This window comes from Bradyrhizobium sp. CFUWI (assembly GCF_056429085.1).
The window spans coordinates 748,054-769,377 of sequence record NZ_JBWJZE010000002.1 but is presented as its reverse complement, the minus strand read 5'-3'; the positions used below and the strand labels follow the sequence as shown (position 1 = coordinate 769,377).

At 65.7% G+C, this 21,324-nt stretch carries 21 protein-coding genes; 5 read left to right on the top strand and 16 right to left on the bottom strand.

Features of this window, described 5'->3' with window-relative positions; all coding sequences use genetic code 11:
- The first annotated feature begins 75 nt into the window (after positions 1–75).
- From nhaD to AC066S_RS07280, 4 genes are all read left to right on the top strand, one after another.
- Complete coding sequence (gene nhaD / locus AC066S_RS07295) at positions 76–1,356, top strand: sodium:proton antiporter NhaD (RefSeq protein ID WP_478269314.1); 1,281 nt, start codon at positions 76–78, stop codon at positions 1,354–1,356.
- A 139-nt stretch (positions 1,357–1,495) separates the two neighbouring features.
- Positions 1,496–3,091, top strand: a complete 1,596-nt coding sequence (locus AC066S_RS07290) for a sensor histidine kinase (protein WP_478269313.1) — start codon at positions 1,496–1,498, stop codon at positions 3,089–3,091.
- 44 nt (positions 3,092–3,135) lie between these two features.
- Positions 3,136–3,339 (top strand): DUF1289 domain-containing protein, encoded by a 204-nt coding sequence (locus AC066S_RS07285; protein WP_478269312.1) that lies wholly within the window; start codon positions 3,136–3,138, stop codon positions 3,337–3,339.
- Positions 3,340–3,367: 28 nt separating this feature from the next.
- Positions 3,368–3,922, top strand: a complete 555-nt coding sequence (locus tag AC066S_RS07280; RefSeq protein WP_135168316.1) for a TIGR02281 family clan AA aspartic protease — start codon at positions 3,368–3,370, stop codon at positions 3,920–3,922.
- 34 nt (positions 3,923–3,956) lie between these two features.
- Here AC066S_RS07280 and AC066S_RS07275 read toward each other — a convergent pair whose 3' ends face one another.
- Positions 3,957–4,796 carry a bifunctional allantoicase/(S)-ureidoglycine aminohydrolase gene (locus AC066S_RS07275; RefSeq protein ID WP_126261594.1) on the bottom strand — a complete coding sequence of 280 codons (840 nt, stop codon included), beginning with the start codon at positions 4,794–4,796 and terminating at the stop codon, positions 3,957–3,959.
- Between the two features lie 35 nt (positions 4,797–4,831).
- Positions 4,832–5,332, bottom strand: coding sequence for an ureidoglycolate lyase (locus AC066S_RS07270; protein WP_478269334.1), 501 nt, complete (start codon positions 5,330–5,332; stop codon positions 4,832–4,834).
- A gap of 203 nt (positions 5,333–5,535) precedes the next feature.
- On the opposite strand from AC066S_RS07270, the gene AC066S_RS07265 reads away from it, so the two are divergent.
- Positions 5,536–6,432: a LysR substrate-binding domain-containing protein gene (locus AC066S_RS07265; protein WP_478269311.1), complete on the top strand. Its 897-nt coding sequence runs from the start codon at positions 5,536–5,538 to the stop codon at positions 6,430–6,432.
- A gap of 1,242 nt (positions 6,433–7,674) precedes the next feature.
- On the opposite strand, the gene AC066S_RS07260 is transcribed toward AC066S_RS07265, so the two are convergent.
- The 14 genes from AC066S_RS07260 to AC066S_RS07195 are packed head-to-tail and all read right to left on the bottom strand — an operon-like array spanning position 7,675 to position 21,202.
- Positions 7,675–9,042 carry a sensor histidine kinase gene (locus tag AC066S_RS07260; RefSeq protein ID WP_478269310.1) on the bottom strand — a complete coding sequence of 456 codons (1,368 nt, stop codon included), beginning with the start codon at positions 9,040–9,042 and terminating at the stop codon, positions 7,675–7,677.
- Positions 9,035–10,471, bottom strand: a complete 1,437-nt coding sequence (locus AC066S_RS07255; RefSeq protein ID WP_028135622.1) for a sigma-54-dependent transcriptional regulator — start codon at positions 10,469–10,471, stop codon at positions 9,035–9,037. Before AC066S_RS07255 ends, AC066S_RS07260 begins: the two co-directional genes overlap by 8 nt.
- Positions 10,468–12,168, bottom strand: coding sequence for a hydrogenase maturation protein (locus AC066S_RS07250; protein ID WP_478269309.1), 1,701 nt, complete (start codon positions 12,166–12,168; stop codon positions 10,468–10,470). The genes AC066S_RS07255 and AC066S_RS07250 overlap by 4 nt, the downstream gene beginning before the upstream one ends.
- 9 nt (positions 12,169–12,177) lie before the next feature.
- Positions 12,178–13,218: a hydrogenase expression/formation protein HypE gene (gene hypE, locus AC066S_RS07245; protein WP_478269308.1), complete on the bottom strand. Its 1,041-nt coding sequence runs from the start codon at positions 13,216–13,218 to the stop codon at positions 12,178–12,180.
- On the bottom strand, positions 13,215–14,357 hold the full coding sequence (gene hypD, locus AC066S_RS07240) for a hydrogenase formation protein HypD (RefSeq protein ID WP_478269307.1): 1,143 nt from the start codon (positions 14,355–14,357) through the stop codon (positions 13,215–13,217). The genes hypE and hypD overlap by 4 nt, the downstream gene beginning before the upstream one ends.
- The gene (locus AC066S_RS07235) at positions 14,354–14,590 is read right to left on the bottom strand and encodes a HypC/HybG/HupF family hydrogenase formation chaperone (RefSeq protein ID WP_135168309.1); all 237 of its coding nucleotides are present in this window, start codon (positions 14,588–14,590) and stop codon (positions 14,354–14,356) included. The genes hypD and AC066S_RS07235 overlap by 4 nt, the downstream gene beginning before the upstream one ends.
- A complete protein-coding gene (gene hypF, locus AC066S_RS07230; protein ID WP_478269306.1) occupies positions 14,590–16,851 on the bottom strand; it encodes a carbamoyltransferase HypF in 2,262 nt (753 codons plus the stop codon). The genes AC066S_RS07235 and hypF overlap by 1 nt, the downstream gene beginning before the upstream one ends.
- A complete protein-coding gene (gene hypB, locus AC066S_RS07225; protein WP_478269305.1) occupies positions 16,848–17,765 on the bottom strand; it encodes a hydrogenase nickel incorporation protein HypB in 918 nt (305 codons plus the stop codon). The genes hypF and hypB overlap by 4 nt, the downstream gene beginning before the upstream one ends.
- Positions 17,765–18,106, bottom strand: a complete 342-nt coding sequence (gene hypA, locus AC066S_RS07220; protein ID WP_478269304.1) for a hydrogenase maturation nickel metallochaperone HypA — start codon at positions 18,104–18,106, stop codon at positions 17,765–17,767. Before hypA ends, hypB begins: the two co-directional genes overlap by 1 nt.
- The gene (locus AC066S_RS07215) at positions 18,099–19,187 is read right to left on the bottom strand and encodes a nickel-dependent hydrogenase large subunit (RefSeq protein WP_478269303.1); all 1,089 of its coding nucleotides are present in this window, start codon (positions 19,185–19,187) and stop codon (positions 18,099–18,101) included. Before AC066S_RS07215 ends, hypA begins: the two co-directional genes overlap by 8 nt.
- Entirely contained in the window at positions 19,184–19,693 is a 510-nt protein-coding gene (gene hybE, locus AC066S_RS07210; protein WP_478269302.1) for a [NiFe]-hydrogenase assembly chaperone HybE, read from the bottom strand. Before hybE ends, AC066S_RS07215 begins: the two co-directional genes overlap by 4 nt.
- Positions 19,690–19,899, bottom strand: a complete 210-nt coding sequence (locus AC066S_RS07205) for a rubredoxin (protein WP_478269301.1) — start codon at positions 19,897–19,899, stop codon at positions 19,690–19,692. The genes hybE and AC066S_RS07205 overlap by 4 nt, the downstream gene beginning before the upstream one ends.
- Positions 19,896–20,759: a hydrogenase expression/formation protein gene (locus tag AC066S_RS07200; protein ID WP_135168304.1), complete on the bottom strand. Its 864-nt coding sequence runs from the start codon at positions 20,757–20,759 to the stop codon at positions 19,896–19,898. Before AC066S_RS07200 ends, AC066S_RS07205 begins: the two co-directional genes overlap by 4 nt.
- Positions 20,756–21,202 (bottom strand): thioredoxin domain-containing protein, encoded by a 447-nt coding sequence (locus tag AC066S_RS07195; protein WP_126255920.1) that lies wholly within the window; start codon positions 21,200–21,202, stop codon positions 20,756–20,758. Before AC066S_RS07195 ends, AC066S_RS07200 begins: the two co-directional genes overlap by 4 nt.
- Positions 21,203–21,324: the final 122 nt, after the last annotated feature.

Below are 21,324 nucleotides of genomic sequence, written 5' to 3'. Positions count from 1 at the left end.
CATTGGCCTCGACGCCGCACTCGCGCCGCGACGAGGCCCGCATCGAGCCGAAAAACGAATTCCGGGGGGACTGACTTGCTGAGCGCGATAGCCGCCGTTTTCATCGTTGCCTATGCTGCCATCGCGCTCGAACATCCGCTCGGCGTCAACAAGAGCGCCTCGGCTCTGCTGGGGGCGGGCCTGCTCTGGACCATCTACGCGATGTCCGTCGGCGACGCCTCGCTCGTCAACCACCAGCTCGACGAATCCGTGGCCTCGACCGCGCAGATCGTCTTCTTCCTGATCGGCGCCATGACGATCGTCGAGGTGATCGACGCCCACAACGGCTTCGAGGTCATCACCTCGGTCATCCGCACCACGAAGCAGACCACGCTGATGTGGATCATCGGCTTCGTGACGTTCTTCCTGAGCGCGATCCTCGACAATCTGACGACCACCATCGTGATGATCTCGCTGATCCAGAAGCTGATCGGCAACAAGAGCGATCGCCTGCTGTTTGCGTCCATCATCGTGATTGCCGCCAATGCCGGCGGCGCCTGGACCGTGATCGGCGACGTCACCACCACGATGCTCTGGATCGGGGGCCAGATCACTCCGGTCAACATCATGAAGGCGGTGTTCCTGCCGTCGCTGCTCAACCTGCTGCTACCGCTGTTCATCATCGGCTATTCGCTGAGGGGCAAGGAGATCGCCCCCCCGCTGCAGGAACAAGCGAAGGCACTCAGGGTCGAGCTGTTCGAGCGCAATTTGATGTTCTATCTCGGCCTCGGCACCCTGGTTGCCGTGCCGGTCTTCAAGGCCGTGACGCACCTCGCGCCGTTCATGGGCATCCTTTTCGGGCTGGGCATCCTCTGGCTGGTTGGCGAGATCGTCCACCGCCACAAGGACGAGGATGCGCGCCGTCCCCTCACCCTCGTCCATGCGCTGGCGCGCATCGACATGAGCTCGATCGTGTTCTTCGTCGGTATCCTGATGGCGGTCGCGTGTCTCGAGCATGCCCGCGTGCTCGAGCTGCTCGCGAAATGGCTGGACGCCACGGTCGGCCGTCTGGACGTCATTGTAATCCTGCTCGGCCTCCTCAGCGCGATCATCGACAACGTGCCGCTCGTCGCCGCGACGATGGGCATGTACAATCTGGTACAACATCCGCCGGACAGCTTCCTCTGGGAGTTCATCGCCTATTGCGCCGGAACCGGCGGCTCGATCCTGATCATCGGCTCGGCCGCGGGCGTTGCCGCCATGGGGCTCGAGAAGATCGAGTTCTTCTGGTACGCCCGCCGCATCGCGGGCCCCGCGCTGGTGGGCTATCTGGCGGGAGCTATGGTCTACATCGTGCAGTACGCGGCGCTGCACTGAAGGGGCGCGGGCGAGATCCAAATTAACGCCCCGTTAACGTAATTCTTTAGCTCCTTAAGTCACCTCTTAAGGATTTCTTGCCAGAGATAGACAATGCAGAAGGCCCGCGTCCGGCGTGGGCAGGAATCGTTGTTGCTTGATGAGTAACCCCGCTGAAAAGCCTGAGGTTGTGCAGCTTCCGGCCGAGCCGGTGAGCGCTCCATCGGCGAGCAGCCGAAGGGCTGCGGCGCAGCGGGTGCGCGAGGCGCGCGACAAGTTAACCTCGACCAGCGGAACCCGACCGGCCTTCGATGCCGAGATGCTGCGGCAATACGCCCAGACCCGGCTGTCGGCTTCCTATGTCGTGATGCTACTGGTGGTCGCGACCGGGTTGCTGTTCGGGCTGTGGATGCAGCCGATCCCCCCCGCCGCCTGGACCGTCGGCATGCTCTGTATCCACGCGGCGATGATCCGCAGCTGCCGGCGCTTCCTGACCGAGCCCGCCTCGCCCGCGGCGACGCGCGCATGGCGGACGCGCTTCGTCGTGCTCGATCTGCTCTATGGCCTGTGCTGGATGGCGATCCTGATCCATCCCGTGGTCGACATGGTCACGGAAACGCTGATGATGTTCCTGATGCTGCTGGTGATCGCAGTATCGAGCATGGTCGCCGCGAACTTGCCGATCGCTGCCCTTGCCGCCACCGCTCCCGTCGCGGTCGCCATGGCGCTGAGCTTTGCGATCACCGGCTCGCTCGACAATTACATCCTGGCCGCTCTCGCGCTCGCCGCCGAAGGCTATTTCGTGCTGCTGGCGCATCGCCTGCACTCCTCCACCTTCGCGACGCTGGAGGCGCGCGCCGAGAAGGACGCGCTGATCGGCGAGCTCGAACAGGCAAAGGCGATCTCGGACGAAGCGCGCCACCGCGCCGAATCCGCCAACGTCGCCAAGTCGCGCTTCCTGGCGCAGATGAGCCACGAGCTGCGCACGCCGCTGAACGCCATCCTCGGTTTTTCCGAGGTGATGAAGAGCGAGATCTTCGGCGCGCATGCGGTGCCGGTCTACAAGGAATATTCGGCCGACATCCATAATTCCGGCGTCCACCTGCTCAACCTCATCAACGAGATCCTCGACCTGTCGCGGATCGAGGCCGGCCGCTACGAGCTCAACGAGGAAGCGGTGTCGCTGGTCGGCGTCGTCGCCGACTGCCACCATCTGATGAAGCTGCGCGCCTCGAGCCGGGGCATCACCATCCACGAAGTGTTCGAGCAGGCCATGCCGCGGCTCTGGGCCGACGAGCGCGCCATCCGCCAGGTCGTGCTCAACCTGATCTCCAACTCGATCAAGTTCACGCCGCAGGGCGGCGAGATCTGGCTCAAGGCCGGCTGGACCGCTTCGGGCGGACAATATCTCTCGGTGAGGGATACCGGTTCCGGCATTCCCGAGGACGAGATCCCGATCGTGCTCGCCTCGTTCGGCCAGGGCTCCAACTCGATCAAGTCGGCCGAACAGGGCGCAGGCCTCGGCCTGCCGATCGCCAAGAATCTGATCGACCTGCACGGCGGCACGTTCACGCTGAAATCGAAACTGCGCATCGGCACCGAGGTGATCGTCACCTTCCCGCCGGAGCGCGTGATGAGCGCGCTTGCGCCGCTGTCGGATGATTCTCCGCCGCTCCAGCCGGAGGGTTCCGTGCTGCCCGACGAGAAGCGCCGGCCGCGCCACAAGCCGATCATGAGCGCCGGTACGGGCTCTTAACCAGAAGCTTGCAGAGATGGCCGACAATCCCCCACTATGTCCGAATGAGCAAAGAAACGCCGTGCGTCGCCGTCTGCATGATCGATCCCAGGACCAAGCTGTGCTTCGGCTGCGGCCGGACCTTGCCCGAGATCGCGCGCTGGCACGCCATGGAAAGTGCGGAACGGCACGCCGTCATGGCCGTATTGCCGGGACGCATGGCGGAAGCCGGGCTTGCGCCGATCGCGGCATTGCCCAAGCGCGCCTGACCGGCGTGCGCGCCTGCGGAGGCGCGCGATGATCCGCTTCCTGCTCGTTCTCGCCATGCTCGCCGGCACGGCAGGCGCGGTCGTCGCCTATGGCGATCCGGAACAGATCGCGCGCGCCAGCCACAAGGTCTCGCACATCTTTCGCGCGCAGACGGTGGCGCCCGCCCCCGCGGTGCAGATCCCGCGCGGCCAGGGCGGCGAATTTGCACTGCGTGCAAAGATCAATGGTGTCGCAGCGCCGATGGTGATCGATACCGGTGCGACGTCGGTGGTGCTGACCTGGGAAACCGCGAAAGCCATCGGGCTGCCGCTCGAGATGCTCGAATACGATGTCGATCTCGAAACCGCGGGCGGCCATACCAAGGCGGCCCGCCTCACGCTCGACCGTCTTTCCGTCGGCCATCTCGTCGAAAAATCGGTGCCGGCCCTCGTCGTCCAACGCGGGCAGATGAAGACCAACCTGCTCGGTATGAGCTTTCTCGACCGCCTGGAGAGCTGGGGCGTCCGCGCCGACAAGCTGATGCTGACCGGCTATCCCGAGCTTCAGAGCAGCCCCCGCCGCTCGCGCACCGCGATCGACTAGATCGCAACGGCGCGCGCGCGGCGACCGCCGGGGGCTAGAGCAGCGGCGGGCCCTGCCGCAAATTCATGTGCCGGTTGACGTCCTTGTAGAGAAGATAGCGGAAGCGGCCGGGGCCTCCGGCGTAGCACGCCTGCGGGCAGAAGGCGCGCAGCCACATGTAGTCGCCGGCCTCGACCTCCACCCAGTCCTGATTGAGACGGTAGACCGCCTTGCCTTCGAGCACGTACAACCCGTGCTCCATGACATGCGTCTCGGCAAAGGGGATCGTCGCCCCCGGCTCGAACGTCACGATGTTGATGTGCATGTCATGGCGCATATCGGCCGGATCGATGAAGCGGGTCGTGGCCCACCTCCCCTCCGTGCCCGGCATCGCGACCGGCTCGATGGAATCTTCGTTGGCCACGATTGCCTCGGGCTCGGCCAAGCCCGGCACGCGCTGGTACAGCTTGCGGATCCAGTGAACCTGTGCAGGGCCAGGGCCGCGGTTGCGAACGCTCCAGGCGCAGCCGGGCGGCAGATAGGCGAAGCTGCCGGGCCTCAGCTCACGTTCACCTTCTGCCAAGCTGAGAATCAACGTGCCGCCTGCGACGAACAACGCCCCTTCGGCATCCTTGTCCGGCTCGGGCATGTCACTTCCTCCGGCCGGCGCGATCTCCATGAGGTAATGGGAGAAGGTCTCGGCGAAGCCGGACAGCGGTCGCGCCAACACCCACAGGCGCGTGTTGTCCCAGTGCGGCAGGTGGCTGACGACGATATCGCGTTGCACACCGCTGGGAATGACGGCGTATGCGTTCGTAAAGACCGCGCGGCCGCTCAGCAGGTCCGTCTGCGACGGAAGGCCGCCCTGCGGTACGTGATAGGTGCGCGATGACATCATGAAGCCTCGTGAAGGTTACCGATGGGGACGTATCAGCTTGCAGCCGACAGGACACCGAGCTGTAGCTGCTCGCTCAGCCAATGTTCTTCGAGATTGGCGCCATCCCCCTTGCGGTCGACAACGAGGAACGCGCTTGCGTCCTTGAGAACCAGGAGCGGATGGTGCCAGCAATTCCGGGCATAGTTTACGCCTTGGTGGCCCTTTGCCGCGAACGCCCGATAGCTCGCGGAGATGGCGGGGTCCGTGCAAACAACGACCAGCCAGTCGGCGCCGTTCAGAGGCATGAACATCTGGCTCCCAAGCGGATGGCGCTCCATCAGGCGGATCGCGATCGGCGCGGGCCGCACCGAGGCGACAAACCAGCTGATGTTGACCTGTCCGCCTTCCGCGGCAACGTCGATATTGGCAAGCCCGTTGAAGCGCTGAGCGTAGCCCTGGTTGATCGATAGCGGCGTGTTGCCTTCCGTTTCGACGACGTCTCCGAACGGAGCGAACGCCTGCTTCGTCAAAGGCTCGATCGAGAGTGTCACCATTGCCAACCCAAGCGCTCCGCGTTCAAAGGGTCTGCAGGCCCGCGATGGGAGCATCGGCACCGGCTGGATCGACCCGCAGATTGTCGACTGCGTGCGGAGCGCTTCGCCGCGACAGGACGCTCGGAAGGCTCCATCGGTCATTCGTTGACCGGCTGCGACATCAAGTCCAATATATAGAACGACACGATTGATAGGTTCTCGCTATGGATCTCCGCCAGCTCCGGTACTTCATCGCGGTTGCCGAAGAGCGCAGCTTCACCCTCGCCGCCCGGCGGCTGAACCTCTCGCAGCCGCCGCTCAGCCAACATATCCAGGCCCTCGAGGCAGAGCTCGGGACCCAGCTGCTCTACAGGACCAGCCGCAGGGTCGAGTTGACGCAGGCGGGTGAGGCCATGCTGGTGCGGGGACGCGCCATCCTGCAACAGGTCAAAGCCGCGGAAGACGAGGCGCGGTCGATCGGCGCCGGCCTGATCGGAACGCTGGATGTCGGAGCGACCGGCTCGATCCTGCGCGGCCGTCTCGCAGAGCTGCTCGCGGCCTACCGGAAGGTCGCTCCGCGGGTCAGGATGACGGTGCATGAGCAGGCGCCGGCGCTGCAGATCGCTGCGCTCCTCAGCCGCACGACCAACATCTGTCTCATTCGCGGAATTCCCGCCGAGCGCGACCTGACCAGCAAGCTCGCGTGGCGGGAGGAGGTCGTCATTGCAATGCCCCGCACCCATCAGCTGGCGCGCCGCAAGCGCATCGCGCTCGGCGAGCTCGCGTCCGAGGACCACGTCGTCCTCGATCCCGATAGCTCCGATTTCGCACGATACGTGCAGACCTGCTGTGTCGATGCCGGCTTCCTGCCAAAGGTGTCCCAGCAGGTCGTCGACGCCCAGTCGATCCCAAGCCTGATCGCCGCGGGATTCGGCGTGGCGCTCGTGCCGCAATCGATCGCGCGCTTCACCACGTCCGACATCGTCTTCCGTCCGATCCGGCCCTCGCCGCCCACGGCCGACGTGTTTCTGGTCTTCAGAGCGGACGAGACGTCGATGGTGGTGCACAATTTCATCAAGCTCGCGCTTCGATACCTGAATCACCGCAAGGGTGCGGGATGATGCTGCTGGCCCCGCCTCCTCCGCATCGCTGGGATGCTGCGACGTGTCCGGGCAATAGGATGCACCCACTCTCCTCCGCGTCATTGCGAGATCCACGCAAGTGAGTCGGCGCCTCTGCCGTGTCCCGGACAAGCCGCAACGCGCAAGCGTTGCGGCGCAGAGCCGGGACCCAGGGCGGCACGGTCCAATGCCGCGACATGGGCCCCGGCTCAGCAGCGCACCGCCAAAGCGGCGCTGCGCTGCGTCCGGGGCACGAGAGCGGAGTGTGGCGCACATGCTCTCTCCCCGTCATTGCGAGGAGCCCTTGCGACGAAGCAATCCAGACTATTTCTGCGGACACATTTCTGGATTGCTTCCGCCTTCGCGAAGGCTTCGGCGGACAAGTCGCTGCGCTCGCAATGACGGAGGATGAGGCGATAGCTGGTCCTCCAAGCAACACTGTCATTCCCCGCGAAAGGCGGGGAATCCAGTACGCCGCGGCTTCTCGGTTCAATCGCGAGCGTCTCTGGAATACTGGATCGCCCGGTTGAACCGGGCGATGACACCGCGTGTGTGGCGACGGGCATACCTTCTCGCTCTCGCGGCTGAATTCGCCCGAGCTTTGCTTGCGTCTTCGACCCTCTCAAAGCCAAGAGGGCGCAGGGAAGGCCGGGTGCCAGCTCGCACCCGCGGTCCGCTGCGCGAAATGCACACGCAGAGAGAACCGCACAGCAGCATACAGGTGTGGCCAATCACTCGGCCTTCCCTGCGCGGTGGTCGGACGGCTTATGCCGTGCTCTCCCGGGAGCCGAACTTTCCTTCTGGCCTCCCTCGCCTCCGCGAATTAGATGATGCAGTCTGCCCGGTTGGGCTCGCTCGCACCTTCGCGGAAGCTTGACCGTAGCAACGACGGCCAGGACCACACGGTTTTGCCGTACGCACGGCCCGCCATGTCGCCGCAGTCTTCCCGGCCCTGTCGACGAAGCCGGAAACTTACAGGCGAGACGAAGCCTGACAGCGCCGTTCGTCCGCACGCGGCCACGGGCTCACAGGGACTACCCGCCCTGCCCGCACCTCTCGCGCCGACGCTGCCGCGTCCACCGCAAGCCCGGCTCGCGAACAAGACGACCTCGAGATCGCCCCTCCTGGATGAGCCGGGATGGCCCGACACATACGCCAAAACCGAATTTCGGTAAAGTGGAATATTTTCGGCGAAGCGGGTTGACAGCGGGGCGACACAGGCGCGGGTCCCGTAGCCCGCGCCTAGGCCGCCGGCAGCGCGAACGAGAAGGTCGCGCCGCCTTCGGGCCCATAGCCCGCGACCAGCTCGCCGCCGTGCTCGCGCACGATGCCGTAGCTGATCCAGAGGCCAAGTCCCGTGCCCTCGCCGACCCGCTTTGTCGTGAAGAACGGCTCGAAGATGTGGCTGATGTGATCCTTGTCGATTCCCGGTCCGTTGTCCGAGATCCGGAACAGGATTTCGTTGCCCCTGCGCACCGCCGAGACCACCAGCCGCGGCGCTTCCGTGCCGCGCATCGCGTCGATCGCGTTCTCCACGAGATTGACGATCACCTGGTGCAATTGCCCCTCGTTGCCGCAGACCCAGAGCTCCGGCTCGATCTCCAACTGCAAGTCGAAGCGCACCTGCTTGGTGCGCACGGCCCACAGCACTGCGGTGTTGATGAGCCGCTCGATGTTGACGCGCTCGACCTCGCCGAGCTTGCTGAAGGACAGCCGGCGCAGATTCTTCACGATTTCGCTGATGCGGACCGCGCCTTCCAGCGTGCCCTCGATCAGCGGACCGAAATCCTCCAGGATCTCATCGATGCGCAGGCTCCGCCGCTTGGCCGCGAGGTCGTCCTCCTTGGCCTCGCCGTGGACCGCATCGAGATAGGCGGCGATCGCGGTGCGGTAGCGCATCAGGGTATGGACGTTGCCATAGACGAAACTGATGGGATTGTTCAGCTCGTGCGCGACGCCCGCAACGAGACGGCCGAGGCTGGCCATCTTCTCCTGCTCGACCAGTTGCCGCTGGGCACGCTGCAACTCGTGATGTGCCTTGTGCAGCTCCTCATAGGCGCGGCGAAGCTCTCCGATCGGGCGGCCCGTCAGCACCACGCCGATGAAGCGTCCGCGATGATCGTGGCGGGGAGAGGCGTTGATGGCGAACAGATCCGAGCTGCCGCTCTCGGCCGAAAACCGCAGCTCGCCGTCGACGACATCGGAGGCGCTGCGCGGCTTCAGCAGCGGGATCAGCTTGGCCCTGTCCTTGATATCGATGACGTCGGCGATGTTCCTGCCGACGATGTCCGTCACGCTGCAGCCGAGCGTGTGCTGGAAGGCGGAATTGACCTGCTGCACCAGCCCTTTCGCGTCGCAGACGATGAGGATGTCGGAGACGGATTCGATGACGTTGGTGACGAAGGCCTGCGCCTCCTCCAGCTCCGCATTCTTGTGCTCGAGGTCGACCTCGTAGCGGAGGAGGTCGGAATAGACCTCGTCCATCTTGCGGATGACCTCGATCCAGGCGCCCTCGCGCTCCTGATCGAGCTCCATCGCGCCACGCTTGGCGATCAGCTTGAGCAGCGTTTCGGGCTCGCTGGCTCCAGGGGGGTGCGTCACCTCAGGCATTCTTCCTCAAATCATACCTGGACAGCTTGTTCCTGAGCCCGACACGCGACAACCCGAGCTCGTTGGCGACCCGGCTGATATTGCCTTCGTACCGCTCCAGGGTGCTGATGATAACCGCCTTCTCCAGATCCTCCACCTTGTCCTTGAGGGTCGCCGAGCCGTTCAATTTGCCCTGGATCGCCGCCGCCGGCGGCTTGCCGTTGCGCCGGCCGAGCAACGGCGGCGCCTGCAATTCATCCGCGTCCGCCAGCACCACCATGCGCTGGATCTCGTTCTGCAACTCGCGGACGTTGCCGGGCCAATGGTACCTGGCGAACGCTTCGAGCGCGGACGCGGCAAAGCGCAGGCCCGGCCGGTTGAAGGAGGTCTTCACCGATGACAGCACCCCTTCGGCGATCAACGAGACATCCATCGGGCGCTCGCGCAAGGCCGGCATGTGGACGGGAAACGCCGCCAGGCGATAGTAGAGATCGCGCCGGAAGCGGCCGGCCTCGACCTCGGCTTCGAGATCCCGGTTGGTCGCCGCCACGACACGGACGTCGACCTTGCGCACCCGCTGCGCGCCGAGCGGCCTGATCTCGCTCTCCTGCAGAACGCGCAACAGCTTGACCTGGAATGCCGGCGAGGTCTCGCCGATCTCGTCGAGGAAGATGGTGCCGCCGTCGGCGACCTCGAACAGGCCGATCCTGTCCTGATAGGCGCCGGTGAAGGCGCCCTTCTTGCAGCCGAACAGCTCGCTTTCGAGCAGCTCGTCCGGCAACGCGCCGCAATTTTCGACAACGAAAGCCTTGTTGGCGCGCGCCGAGCCGTAGTGAATCGCGCGTGCAAGCAGCTCCTTGCCGGTCCCGGACTCGCCCGTGATCAGCACGGAGATGTCGTAGTCTGCGGCGCGCCTGCCGAGCTCGATCACCTTGTGCATGGGACTTTCCGGCGAATGCACGATGCGGTCGAAATCATAGAGCTGCTTGGCGACCCCGCGCTTGACCGAGACGACCTTCTTGATATGCCCCGGCGTCGCCTTGACGTCGACGCCGGCGGTTTCCGTCTCCTTCTGCAGGCGATAGAGCTGCACCGCCTCCTTGACGATGTCGACCAGCCGCTCCGGCTGCCAGGGCTTCGTGATGTATTGATAGATGCCGGCCTCGTTGAGGCCCGCAATGATATCCTCCGAATCGGAATAGCCGGAGATGATCATCCGCACCGGATCGGGCCACAGCTCCCGCACGCGCTTCAGGAAGCTCACGCCCGACTCGTGCGGCATGCGCTGGTCGCACAGGATGGCGTGGACGATCTCGCCTTCCAGCAGCTTTTCCGCATCGGCCGCATTGCCGGCGCACAGCACCTCAAAATCCTCCCTGAGAACGCGGCGCAGCGCTTCCTGCGAACGGACTTCGTCGTCGACGACGAGAATGGTTCCCAGAACGCTCATGAGGGCACCACCACGGCTCTCTGCCGGTCGGTCGTCCGCCGCGCCCGGTGATTGGCGATGGTCAGAGGCGTGCGCGACTTCGGCACCTTGTGGATGAAGTTGTAGCGGGCGACGTGGTAGCTCGGATCGAAGCCGTAGAAATTGAGCCTCATCCGCCGCAGCTCCTCGTCACGATAGGCTTGCAGGGGCTTTTCGGCCTCGTCCTCCGCGCGGCGCCTTTTCTTGTCGGCGAGACGGGCCGCGAAGCCATGATCCGCGCCTGCAGCAGCTGCGAGCTTGACGAGGCTTTCGCGTGCCAGCTCGTTGCGTGCGAGGACGCGGTCGACGATCCCGAGGCGCTGCGCCTCGGCGACGCCCATCGGCAGCCGGCACTGCGTGATCCGGGTCGCGTTCCCGGCGCCCGCGCGACGCGGCAACAGATAGGTCCAGTACTCGGAGCCGAACAGATTTCCCATGTCCTTGTAATGCGGATTGAGCACGATCTGATCGCTGGCCCAGACCTCGTCGGCCGCCAGGCTCAGGAACACGCCGCCCGCCCCCGCATTGCCGCGAATGACCGATATTACCAAGCGGTCCGTGGTCTCGATGATCGCGCGCGCCAGATCGTCGATGGCGTTGATGTTGCGCCAGGATTCATCGGCGGCACCGTCGGCGGCCTCGATCTCGGCCAGATGAATGCCGTTCGACCAATAATCGAAACCACCGGTCAGGAGCAGCACCTTGGTCGGGCGCGCCAGCGCGGCGCGGTAGGCATCCCGCAGCGCTTCACAATCATCCGTCGACATGGCGCCGTTGTAGAAGGAGAACTGCAACTCGCCGACCTCGCCGTGCTCGCGATATTGAATCGGAGCATAGCCGCAATCCGGCCGCCGCGGCAGGCAGGCTGCCTGTCCGGCGAAAACCTTTGCCGCGGATCGCTTCAGGCTCTTCGGCGCGAGCTGCCGCACATGGCCGATCCAGACTGCTCCGTCGACCGTCGCACGGGCCAAAGCGCCATCGCATTGGGCCACGATCGTGCCAGGAATGCCGGAGATATCCCGCGCTTCATGGACGTCGAACAGCCGCACGTCCTGGAAGAACAGGCTGTCGACCAGGCCCGGCATGCCATCGGCGCTGTTGATCTTGCGCAGCACGGCCTCGGTCGTGTCGTGCTGCCAGTCGATCGCCCGGTCCGACTGGCGGCAGGGACCGCGCACGCGAATGCGTGCGTCGTTCGCACGCATCGGCTGCGGCGTCGGCCGTCCCGCCTCGATCGCGTCGAGGGCTTCCAGCACCGCTTCGACCGCGCATTGGGTCACCTCGTTGCGGTAGATGCTGGATTTCGCAGCGCGCCGCATCGGAAACGTGCGGAACGCCCAGACCGGACCGGCATCGAACTCGCCGTCCGCCTGTAGCACGGTGACGCCCCACTCGGTTGCTCCGTCGAGAATGGCCCAGTCGAGCGCGGCCGGGCCGCGGTCGCCGGGCGGGCCGGGATGCACGATCAGGCAGCGCACGCTGCGCCAGACATCTTCGGGAATCGCCCGCTTGAGGAACGGCGCGATCACCAGGTCCGGCCGGCACAGCGCCACGCTTTCCCGCGTGACGTCGGCGTGGATGTCTAGCTCGACCGAGACCTCATGGCCGCGCTCGCGGAGCTCGATATGGAAGCGCTGCGTCAGGCTGTTGAAAGAATGCGATAGCAGCAGGATACGCATCGGGATCCCTCAACAAATCCGCGGCAATTGCTCGCCCGACAACCAGTCGACGATCCGCCCGCCGCCGAAGCTCGTCGCCATCTGCACGAAATGATGGTCGTCGGCGACGGCTTCGCCGATGTCGGCGGCATCGCGGCCGAGCGGATGTCTCCGCATCGCGGCAAGCACGGCAGCGGCGATTTCGGGCGCGACGATCGCGACCAGCTTGCCCTCGTTGGCGACATGGAGCGGATCGAGCCCGAGCAATTCGCAGGCCGCCGCCACGCCCGGCTTGACCGGGATCTCCTCCTCGCGGAGGTGAAAGCCGAGCCTCGATTGCTGGGCGATCTCGTTCAGCGTCGCGGCGAGCCCGCCGCGGGTGGGATCCCGCATCAGGCGGATACCGGCGCCGCCGGCTTCGACCATCCTGGCGACGAGATCATTCAGCGCCGCCGAATCCGACACGATCTCGGTCTCGAAGGCGAGATTCTGCCGCTTCGACATGATCGCCACGCCGTGATCGCCCAAGGTGCCTGAGATCAGGACGCGATCGCCGACGCGCGCGTTCTCGGCCGACAGATCGAGCCCGTCGGGGACAATCCCGACCGCCGATGTCGAGATGAACAAGCCGTCGGCCTTGCCGCGCTCGACCACCTTGGTATCGCCTGTAATGATGTGAACGCCGGCCGCGCGCGCCGCCTTCCCCATCGAGTCCGCAATGGTCTTGAGGTCGGCGAAGCGAAATCCCTCCTCGATGATGAAGCTTGCCGACAGATAAAGCGGCTTTGCACCGGCCATGGCGATGTCGTTGACCGTGCCGTGAACCGCGAGCGAGCCGATATTGCCGCCGGGAAAGAACAGCGGCGAGACCACGTAGCCGTCGGTGGTCATCACCATGCGCCCGGCGCCGACGTCGAAGGCCGATTGGTCGTTGCCACGCGCCAGCCATTCATTGCCGAAGGCCTCGTGGAACAGCCCCGAAATCAACTGCGCCATGGCGCGGCCGCCCGAGCCGTGGGACAGGTCGACGCAGCCGTTCCTGATATCGAGCTTGCGCTGATAGGCCTTCATGACGCCCGCCTCTGCTGGTGGTCGCGGAAGCGGCCGTAGGTCCAATGGGCGGCACAGGCGCCTTCCGAGGAGACCATGCAGGATCCCATCGGCGTCTCCGGGGTGCAGACGGTGCCGAACAGCTTGCAGTCGACCGGCTTCTTCACGCCGCGCAGGATGGCGCCGCATTCGCACGCCGGGTTGTCGTCGACGCAAAGCTCGTTCATGCCGAAGCGGACCTCGGCGTCGTATTTGGCGTAAGCGCGCTTCAGCTTCAGCCCGCTATAGGGAACCTGCCCGAGTCCGCGCCATTCGAACTGGTCGCGCAGCTCGAAGATGTCGGAGACCTCCTCCTTGGCGCGCAGATTGCCGTCGCGCGTGACCGCGCGGCTGTACTGGTTCTCGACCTCGTGCCTGTTCTCGTTGACCTGGCGCACCAGCATCAGGATCGCCTGCATCATGTCGAGCGGCTCGAAGCCCGAGATCACCACGGGCTTGCCGAACTCTTCCGCGAAGAACTCGTAAGGCGCCGTGCCGATGATGGTCGAGACATGCGCCGGCCCGACGAAGCCGTCGATCTCGACGCGGCCGATGTGGCGGATATCAGGACTCTCCAGGATGTTCTGCATGGCGGGCGGGGTCAGCACGTGATTGCAGAACACGCTGAAGTTCGAAAGCTGCTTCTTCTCGGCCAGCCGGATCATCACCGCGGTCGGCGGCGTGGTGGTCTCGAAGCCGATGGCGAAGAACACGATTTCGCGCTCGGGGTTTTCCTGCGCGATCCTGACGGCGTCGATCGTGGAATAGACCATGCGGACGTCGGCGCCCCGTGCCTTCGCCTTCAGGAGCGAGGCGCCCTGCGAGCCGGGGACGCGCATCAGATCGCCATAGACGCACAGGATCACCTCGCTCCGCTCTGCAAGCCGGATCGCCATGTCGATGCGCCCGGCCGGCAGCACGCAGACCGGGCAACCGGGTCCGTGGATCATCCGCACGTTGCTCGGCAGCATGTCTTCCAGGCCGTAGCGCGAGATCGCGTGCGTGTGGCCGCCGCAGAACTCCATGAAGCGATACGGCCGCCCCGGATGGGTCTCCGCGCGAATCGTCTTCGCGAGCCCCAGTGCGATCTCCTTGTCGCGAAACTCGTCGGCATATTTCATGGCGCCACTCCCTGTCCCTCGAGGCTCAGCTCGCGCAGCAATTCGAGCGTGCGCCGCGCCTCTTCCGGATCGATCTTGGTCAGGGCATAGCCGACATGGATGATCACGTAGTCCCCCACCGCAAGGTTCTCGATCAGGGCGACCGAGATCTCCTTGCTGACGCCGTCGATCGAGACGATGGCCATCTCGTCGGGCAGGAGTTTCGTGACCTCCGCGGGTATCGCGAGACACATCAGGCGGTTCCTTCCAGATCTTGCTGTTCGAGGAGTCCTAGCGCGGCAATCCAGGCCTGGCCCAGGCTGAGGCCGCCGTCGTTGGGCGGCATCTGGCGCGGCAGCAGCGGGGAGAGGCCGGCGGCGATGCAGCCGCGCTCGATCTCGCGCGACAGGATCGCGTTGAGGAAGCATCCGCCGCTCAAGGCGACGGTGCTGATGCCGGTCGCGCGCGCCGCGCGGCCGATCCAGTCGACGCAGGCCGCGGCAAGCGTGCCGTGGAACAATTCGGCGCCTTCGACCGGATCGATGGTCCCGGTTGCCAGGCGCGCGAACAGCGGAGCCAAGGACAGCACGCCGCGCTCGATTACCCAACCGTCTTGCGCGATGCGCGGCGTACGCACCAGCGCCTCCAGCTTCATCGCGGCTTCGCCCTCGTAGCTCTGCACCGGGCAGAGGCCCAACAGTCCCGCGGCCGCATCGAACAGCCGGCCGGCGCTGGTCGTCGTCGGCACGCCGGGTTGGTCCAGCACGGCGCCAAGGCGCGAGGCCTGCGGCTGCGCATCGAACCGCGTCGCGATCGCATCACCGCGTCCCAGGCCATGCAGCACGCTCGCGCCCATGCGCCAGGGCTCGCGCGCGGCGCGGTCGCCGCCCGGCATCTTCATCGGCGCCAGATGTCCGAGCCGCCGGAAGGTAGCGCCGTCGCATGCGAGGAGCTCGCCGCCCCAGTTGCCCCCGTCGCTGCCGTATCCGAAGCCGTCGAGCACCAGGGCCAGCGCCGGTCCTGCGATGCCACGTTCGGCCATCACGGAGGCCGCATGGGCGTGGTGGTGCTGGACCGCAATCAGCCGCTTGCCGCTGGCCTCGGCGAAGCGCGTCGAGGCCATGTTCGGATGCAGGTCGTGCGCAACGACGACCGGCTCGATGTCGAGCGTTGAAAGCAAATGATCCACCGTCTCCTCGAAGAAGCGGACGCCTGCCGCAGTGTCGAGGTCGCCGATGTGCTGGGAGACGAACGCCTCGTTGCCGCGCGTGACCGTCACCGTCGCTTTCAAGGCCCCGCCGACCGCCAGGATCGGCGGCACCGACCGCGCGAGGCGAACCGGCTCGGGCACGTAGCCGCGGGCGCGGCGGATGAATTGCGTCCGGCCCGCGACCATTGCCACGACGGAATCGTCGGCACGGGTGACGATGTCGCGGTCGTGCGTGACGACGAGGTCGGCAATGCCGGCAAGGCGTCGCTCGGCTTGCCGATTGTCGATCAGGAGCGGCTCGCCGCCAGGATTGGCGCTGGTGGCGACGATGGCCCAGCTTTCGCCGGCCCGCGCATGCGCCGCATTCAGTGCAGCGAAGATCAGGTGATGGAGCGGCGCGACCGGCAGCATGACGCCGAGACGCGACAGCTTCGGTGCGATGGCCGGCGCGAGCCGATCGCGCGATCTCAGCAGCACGATGGGGCGTGGAGAGCTCTCCAGCAGCGCAAGCTCGGCGGTCTCGGCGTCGGCGAGATCGGCAACCGCGTCCGCCGCACCGACCATGACGGCAAACGGCTTTTGGTCGCGCTGCTTGCGCTGCCGCAGCCGCCGCACGACCTCGTTATCGCGCGCATCGCAGAGCAGCTGATAGCCGCCGAGCCCCTTGATCGCGACGATCCTGCCACCGGCGATCGCTGCGGCAATGTCCGCGATCTCATGGCTGAGCCTTGGGCCGCATGCCGGGCAGGCAATCGCCTCGGCATGGAACCGGCGGCTGTCGGGGTTGGCATAGTCGTCAGCGCAGGCTCTGCACATCGCAAAGCCCTTCATGGCCGTGGCCGAACGGTCGTAGGGCAGCCGCTCGGCGATGGTGTAGCGCGGGCCGCAATGGGTGCAGTTGATGAAGGGATAGCGATGAAAGCGGCTGCTCGGGTCGAACAGCTCGCGCAGGCATTCCTTGCAGGTCGCAGCGTCGGCAACGATGCGGGTCGACACCCTGCCCTGCTCGCTGGCGCGGATGCAGAACCCCTCGCTCGCCAACGTCCCGACCGGATGCACCGAGATGTCGTCGATGCGGGCAAGCGGCGGCTTTTCCAGCGGCAGCGCCGTGATGAAGTCGGCGGCGCGCTCGCCCTCGACCTCGATGATGACCCCGTGCGGATCGTTGGCGACGAAGCCGCCGAGACGATAGCGCGTAGCGAGGCCGTAGACATAGGGGCGAAAACCGACGCCCTGCACCGCGCCGCGCACGTGCAGACGCAGTCTCCTCACCTCGGGCGCGCTCGTCCCACCGTCCATCGTCATCCCTGCATGGCCATCTCGGCCCGCTTCGCCTTGGCCCGGTGCTTGCGGATCCAGGCATAGAACGCCGAAAACCCCTCGCCCGTGCGCGCCGACACCGTCATCACCTCGATGCCAGGGTTGACCCGCCGGGCATATTCGACGGTGCTGGCAAGGTCGAAATCAAGCACCGGCGCGAGATCGATCTTGTTGATCAGCATCAAGGATGCCGCCGCGAACATGTCAGGATATTTCAGCGGCTTGTCCTCGCCCTCGGTGGTCGAGAACACCACGATCTTGCAGGCCTCGCCGAGATCGAACGCCGCGGGGCACACGAGGTTGCCGACATTCTCGATGAAAAGGATGCCGCCGTTCAGCCAGGGCAGCCGGTCATAGGCCTGGCCGACCATGGCGGCATCGAGATGACAGCCTTTTCCGGTGTTGACCTGGATCGCCGCCACGCCGGTGGCGCGGATACGTTCGGCATCGTTGGAGGTCTGCTGGTCGCCCTCGATCACGCCGATCGGGAAGCTATCCTTCAATTCCGAGACCGCGCGAACCAGCAGCGAGGTCTTTCCGGCGCCCGGGCTCGACACCAGGTTGAAGGCAAGCACCTCGTCGGCATGGAAGCGCGCGCGATTGTCGGCGGCGAGCCGATCGTTCTTGCCGAGAATGTCGCGCTCGACCTGGATGATGCGCTCGCTGCTCATGCCGGCGATCTCTTGTCCGGCCGGATTGGCGCCGCAATCGAGCACCCCCGCCTCGTCCTTGGCGTGGTCAGGGTGATGAGGGTGAACATGGTCGTGGCCGTGCCCATGACCGTGATGATGATGGTGCCCGCCGTGACCATGGTCATGGTCATGAGCATGAGCATGATGATGATCATGCGCGTGTTCGATAGACGCCTTGCCGTCGCCGCAGCCGCAGACCGTACACATCAGTCGACCTCCAGTTCCCTTACGCGCATCTCTTCCCCGCCCGTCACCTGCAATTGATAGCCGCCACAGCAGGGGCACGGCTCGTAACGCTGCTTGATCTCGACGCTCCTGGAGCAGGCCATGCACCAGGCCGTTCCCGGGGTCTCGACGATCTCGAGCCTGGCGCCGCGCGCGATGGTCTGTGCGGCGACGGCCTCGAAGCAGAATTTCATCGCCTCCGGCGCGACGTGGCTGAGCGCACCGATCTCGAGGCAGACCACATTCACCTTGGCGAAGGAACGCTTGCGCGCCTCCTCCTCGACGATGCCGATGATGCCTTCGCAGAGCGCCATCTCATGCATGGCCCACCTCGCGGAAGTCGAGATTGAATCCGACACAAGGGTCGAACGAGCCGACCAGTGCGCGCACCGCGTCCTGGCCGCGCCGGCCGGCAGTCAGCACCGCTCCCTTGAGGCTCCGGACCAGCGGTCCGCGGGCGTGGAAATTCCACTCGGTCGGCGCCAGGAACTCGAAATTGACGATGCGGTCCGCCTCGTCGAGGACGACGGCGTGGTAGAGCCGGCCCCGTGCACATTCGACCGCCGCGGCCCCCCTGCCCGCAGCGAGCCGATAGCTCGCGACGACGCCATCGTCGAGTTCCTCGTCGCCGCGCTCGAGCCAGGCGCAGAGCCGCGCGACCTCGGCGATGCGCGCCTGGAGTCGCGCGGCCGAGCCCGCCGCCGGCAAAACGGGTCCGCGCCGCGCCCACCGGGCCCAGACACCGGTTTCCGGAATTTTACCGCAGAGCTCCGGCGCGTCGGAATAGGCGGCCCCACCCGCAAGCAGACGTGTAACGACGTCGAGATCGTCGGCCGCCGTCAGGAAGGATTGCTCGACCGACGGCGGCGACAATTCGTCACCCTCGCAGCGTTCGACATGGACAGCGAGCGCGCTGCCCGGCGCAACAGCCTCGCCTTCGCCGGCAATCCCCAGGCTTGCGAGCGCGGCCTTGATCTGTGCCACGGCCTCACGCCGCAAGGTCTCCGACACGCCTTCGCTGGCGCCGCCGAGGACCGTGCTCGCCTGCATCATGGCGCGCACGGCGGCGGCGCTGGCGCCGTCAAGCGCGAGCCGGCCGACGAACAGGCTGCGCAGCAATTCGGTCAGCCGCTCGGCAACGACCGCCGTGACGCGGCTGCGCGCTGCAGCTGGCGTCGCCTGCTGCCCTTGCGCCGCCTCGACCGCCGACAGGAACGCCACCTGATGTGCGACCGAGCAGAGCGAGAACAGCCGCGGCAGCACCGGAAGCAGGGACGAGGCCTGCTTTCCCGCGAACAACCGCGTCAGCGGCGGCCGGCTGCGCGGCTGGATCGCGACGTCGGCGATGGTGCCGCCGGCAAGCCACACCGTGATGTCGATCTCGTTGCGGAACGCCAAGTTCATCCGCGCCGCTCCGCCAAGGTGCCGCGCAGGAAGCTACGCCGATCGATCGGGGTTGTCGCGGGCTCGCGGCGGCGAACCGCCTCCTCGCTGTCATCAGGCAGCATCAGCTCGGCAAGCGCGGCTTCGGCCGTCGCCCGCGCGGCAGCCATGTCGGCGAACTGGAACATCGGCGAGAACAGCGAGCAGCTCGCGATCGACCCGATCTGCCCGACCTCGCTGAGGGCGAACTCAATGTCGCCTGCGGGAAAACGAATTCGCAAGCTCGTGCCCGACGTCTCCCGCATGGTGCCCGCCGGCATCACGACGTTCATGAACCATGGCGTGACCATGATGCCGATTATCGTGCCGTTGAACCGGCGGAAACCGAGCGCCTCGACGCCGAGCGCATCGTTGTAGATCGGCAGATCGCGCATCGCGCGATCGCCGATGTCCCGATAGCTTGCGGCCAGAAGCTCGCCCCACGCGACGGCGTCCGCGGCATCGGGATCTGGCGCGGTCCCCGTCATGCTTCGATCGCCATGAACTTGGATTTCGGAGCGTCGCAGTTCGGGCAGCGCCATTCCTCCGGCAGCGCCGCGAATGGCGTGCCAGGCGCGATCTGGGCCACCTCGTCGCCGTCGACGGGATCATAGACGGTCCAGCAGATGCCGCATTCCAGCCGCGTGGCCTCGGTGAGGTCCTGGCGCACGCCGAAGTTCTCGAAGGCGCTCATTTAAAATAGGCCTCGATGATTTCCTGCAGCCGCTCGGCGGAATCCTCGAAGTCCTCGTCCGCGGCCAGCGCCACGGTCGGCACGCCGCCGACCTCGAGCGTATCGAGAATGATGGTGTCCATGGCGTTGAAGAACTGCACCGACCAGACATTGCGGATGCCCGTCGACAGCACCCGGCAGGTGCCATAGCCGCGCGACACGAGCTGGATCGGTCCGTTGCGGATCGTGTCCTGCAAAAAGCTCATGTCCACCGGGCTCATCGGCAGCAGCGTGAAATTGATGATCTGCGAGCGGATGCCGGGCCGCCAGGCCAGCGCGCGCTCGCGGATCTCGGCGAGCACCGGCAGCACGTTCATGGCGCCTTCCGGCACCGGCCCGATCTCGAAATCGGCGGACGTCAGATCGGCGGCGGCCCGCTTGACGATCTCCGGGATGGCGCCGAGTTCGAGATATTCGGAAGCAGCGTCGGTCTCGAGCCGCACGCGCCAGATTCCCGCCAAGACCGATTCCTGGATCTGGGCCAGCGATCCGTCCGGCAGCGCGACGACCCCGCCGACCTCGCCTTCGCCGAGCACGTCGGCTATGAGCTTGCTCTCGAGCTCGTTGAGGTTGGCGAGCCGGAACAATTGGGTGGGGGCATCGGCCTTCTGGCCCGCGATGGCTTGCGCGATCTTCGAGAGCAGCGCGACCGCGTTCGGGCAGCGCTCAGCAAGCTCCACGCTGTCGAGCGTTGCAAGCTTTGCCAGCGCTCCGGCCGCCGTCAGGCTGCCTTTCGATGCATTGAGACTTTCCTCGCCGATCGGAAACACGCTGACCGGTTGCTCGGCGCCTTCGGGCGCATCCCAGAATCCGACCTTCATAGCTCGACACCTTGCGCGCGATGCTGGGGAACGATGGTGACGGCGACCGCGGCGGTCTGGCCGCGCGGTCGGTCGATCAGCTTGGTGATGCGGTCGATATAGACCGACCAGTCCTGGATCTTGGCGATCAGACCCAGGGTCTCGCCCTTGGCGACGAGGATCAGCGTCGGCTGCACCCGCACGCCAAAGCGCTGGCCGAGCGCGCTCTCATCGCCGCGGGCAATGATCGCGCCGCGCAGCCGGCCGTTGAACGCGGTGATCAACTCCGGCAACACCACGGCGACGTCGATCGCCTCGGGGAAACGGTTGGGATCGCCTGCCGACAGCAGCACCGCGACCGCGCCGGCCTCATCGGCCGCGCCAAGAAAACGATCGACCGTCGCGGCATTGACCTCGGTCAGGCCGTGCCGCGTCAGATCCTGCTTCGCCACCTGGAATTCCATCAGACCTCCCCTGACAAGCTTATGATTTTGCTCGGGACAGGATTAGCAAGGCACATGCCAGGACAGTCCAGCAGTTCTTGAGAGCTATCTCATTGATTTAGATCATTGATTTTCAAATGCTC

Excerpts from the sequence above, each read along its gene's own strand:
- AC066S_RS07290 (WP_478269313.1), top strand. The coding sequence starts at position 1,496 with ATGAGTAACCCCGCTGAAAAGCCTGAGGTTGTGCAGCTTCCGGCCGAG.
- AC066S_RS07285 (WP_478269312.1), top strand. The coding sequence starts at position 3,136 with ATGAGCAAAGAAACGCCGTGCGTCGCCGTCTGCATGATCGATCCCAGG.
- AC066S_RS07280 (WP_135168316.1), top strand. The coding sequence starts at position 3,368 with ATGATCCGCTTCCTGCTCGTTCTCGCCATGCTCGCCGGCACGGCAGGC.
- AC066S_RS07275 (WP_126261594.1), bottom strand. The coding sequence starts at position 4,796 with ATGTCATCGCGCACCTATCACGTACCGCAGGGCGGCCTTCCGTCGCAG.
- AC066S_RS07270 (WP_478269334.1), bottom strand. The coding sequence starts at position 5,332 with ATGGTGACACTCTCGATCGAGCCTTTGACGAAGCAGGCGTTCGCTCCG.
- AC066S_RS07265 (WP_478269311.1), top strand. The coding sequence starts at position 5,536 with ATGGATCTCCGCCAGCTCCGGTACTTCATCGCGGTTGCCGAAGAGCGC.
- AC066S_RS07260 (WP_478269310.1), bottom strand. The coding sequence starts at position 9,042 with ATGCCTGAGGTGACGCACCCCCCTGGAGCCAGCGAGCCCGAAACGCTG.
- AC066S_RS07255 (WP_028135622.1), bottom strand. The coding sequence starts at position 10,471 with ATGAGCGTTCTGGGAACCATTCTCGTCGTCGACGACGAAGTCCGTTCG.
- AC066S_RS07250 (WP_478269309.1), bottom strand. The coding sequence starts at position 12,168 with ATGCGTATCCTGCTGCTATCGCATTCTTTCAACAGCCTGACGCAGCGC.
- hypE (WP_478269308.1), bottom strand. The coding sequence starts at position 13,218 with ATGAAGGCCTATCAGCGCAAGCTCGATATCAGGAACGGCTGCGTCGAC.
- hypD (WP_478269307.1), bottom strand. The coding sequence starts at position 14,357 with ATGAAATATGCCGACGAGTTTCGCGACAAGGAGATCGCACTGGGGCTC.
- AC066S_RS07235 (WP_135168309.1), bottom strand. The coding sequence starts at position 14,590 with ATGTGTCTCGCGATACCCGCGGAGGTCACGAAACTCCTGCCCGACGAG.
- hypF (WP_478269306.1), bottom strand. The coding sequence starts at position 16,851 with ATGACGATGGACGGTGGGACGAGCGCGCCCGAGGTGAGGAGACTGCGT.
- hypB (WP_478269305.1), bottom strand. The coding sequence starts at position 17,765 with ATGTGTACGGTCTGCGGCTGCGGCGACGGCAAGGCGTCTATCGAACAC.
- hypA (WP_478269304.1), bottom strand. The coding sequence starts at position 18,106 with ATGCATGAGATGGCGCTCTGCGAAGGCATCATCGGCATCGTCGAGGAG.
- AC066S_RS07215 (WP_478269303.1), bottom strand. The coding sequence starts at position 19,187 with ATGAACTTGGCGTTCCGCAACGAGATCGACATCACGGTGTGGCTTGCC.
- hybE (WP_478269302.1), bottom strand. The coding sequence starts at position 19,693 with ATGACGGGGACCGCGCCAGATCCCGATGCCGCGGACGCCGTCGCGTGG.
- AC066S_RS07205 (WP_478269301.1), bottom strand. The coding sequence starts at position 19,899 with ATGAGCGCCTTCGAGAACTTCGGCGTGCGCCAGGACCTCACCGAGGCC.
- AC066S_RS07200 (WP_135168304.1), bottom strand. The coding sequence starts at position 20,759 with ATGAAGGTCGGATTCTGGGATGCGCCCGAAGGCGCCGAGCAACCGGTC.
- AC066S_RS07195 (WP_126255920.1), bottom strand. The coding sequence starts at position 21,202 with ATGGAATTCCAGGTGGCGAAGCAGGATCTGACGCGGCACGGCCTGACC.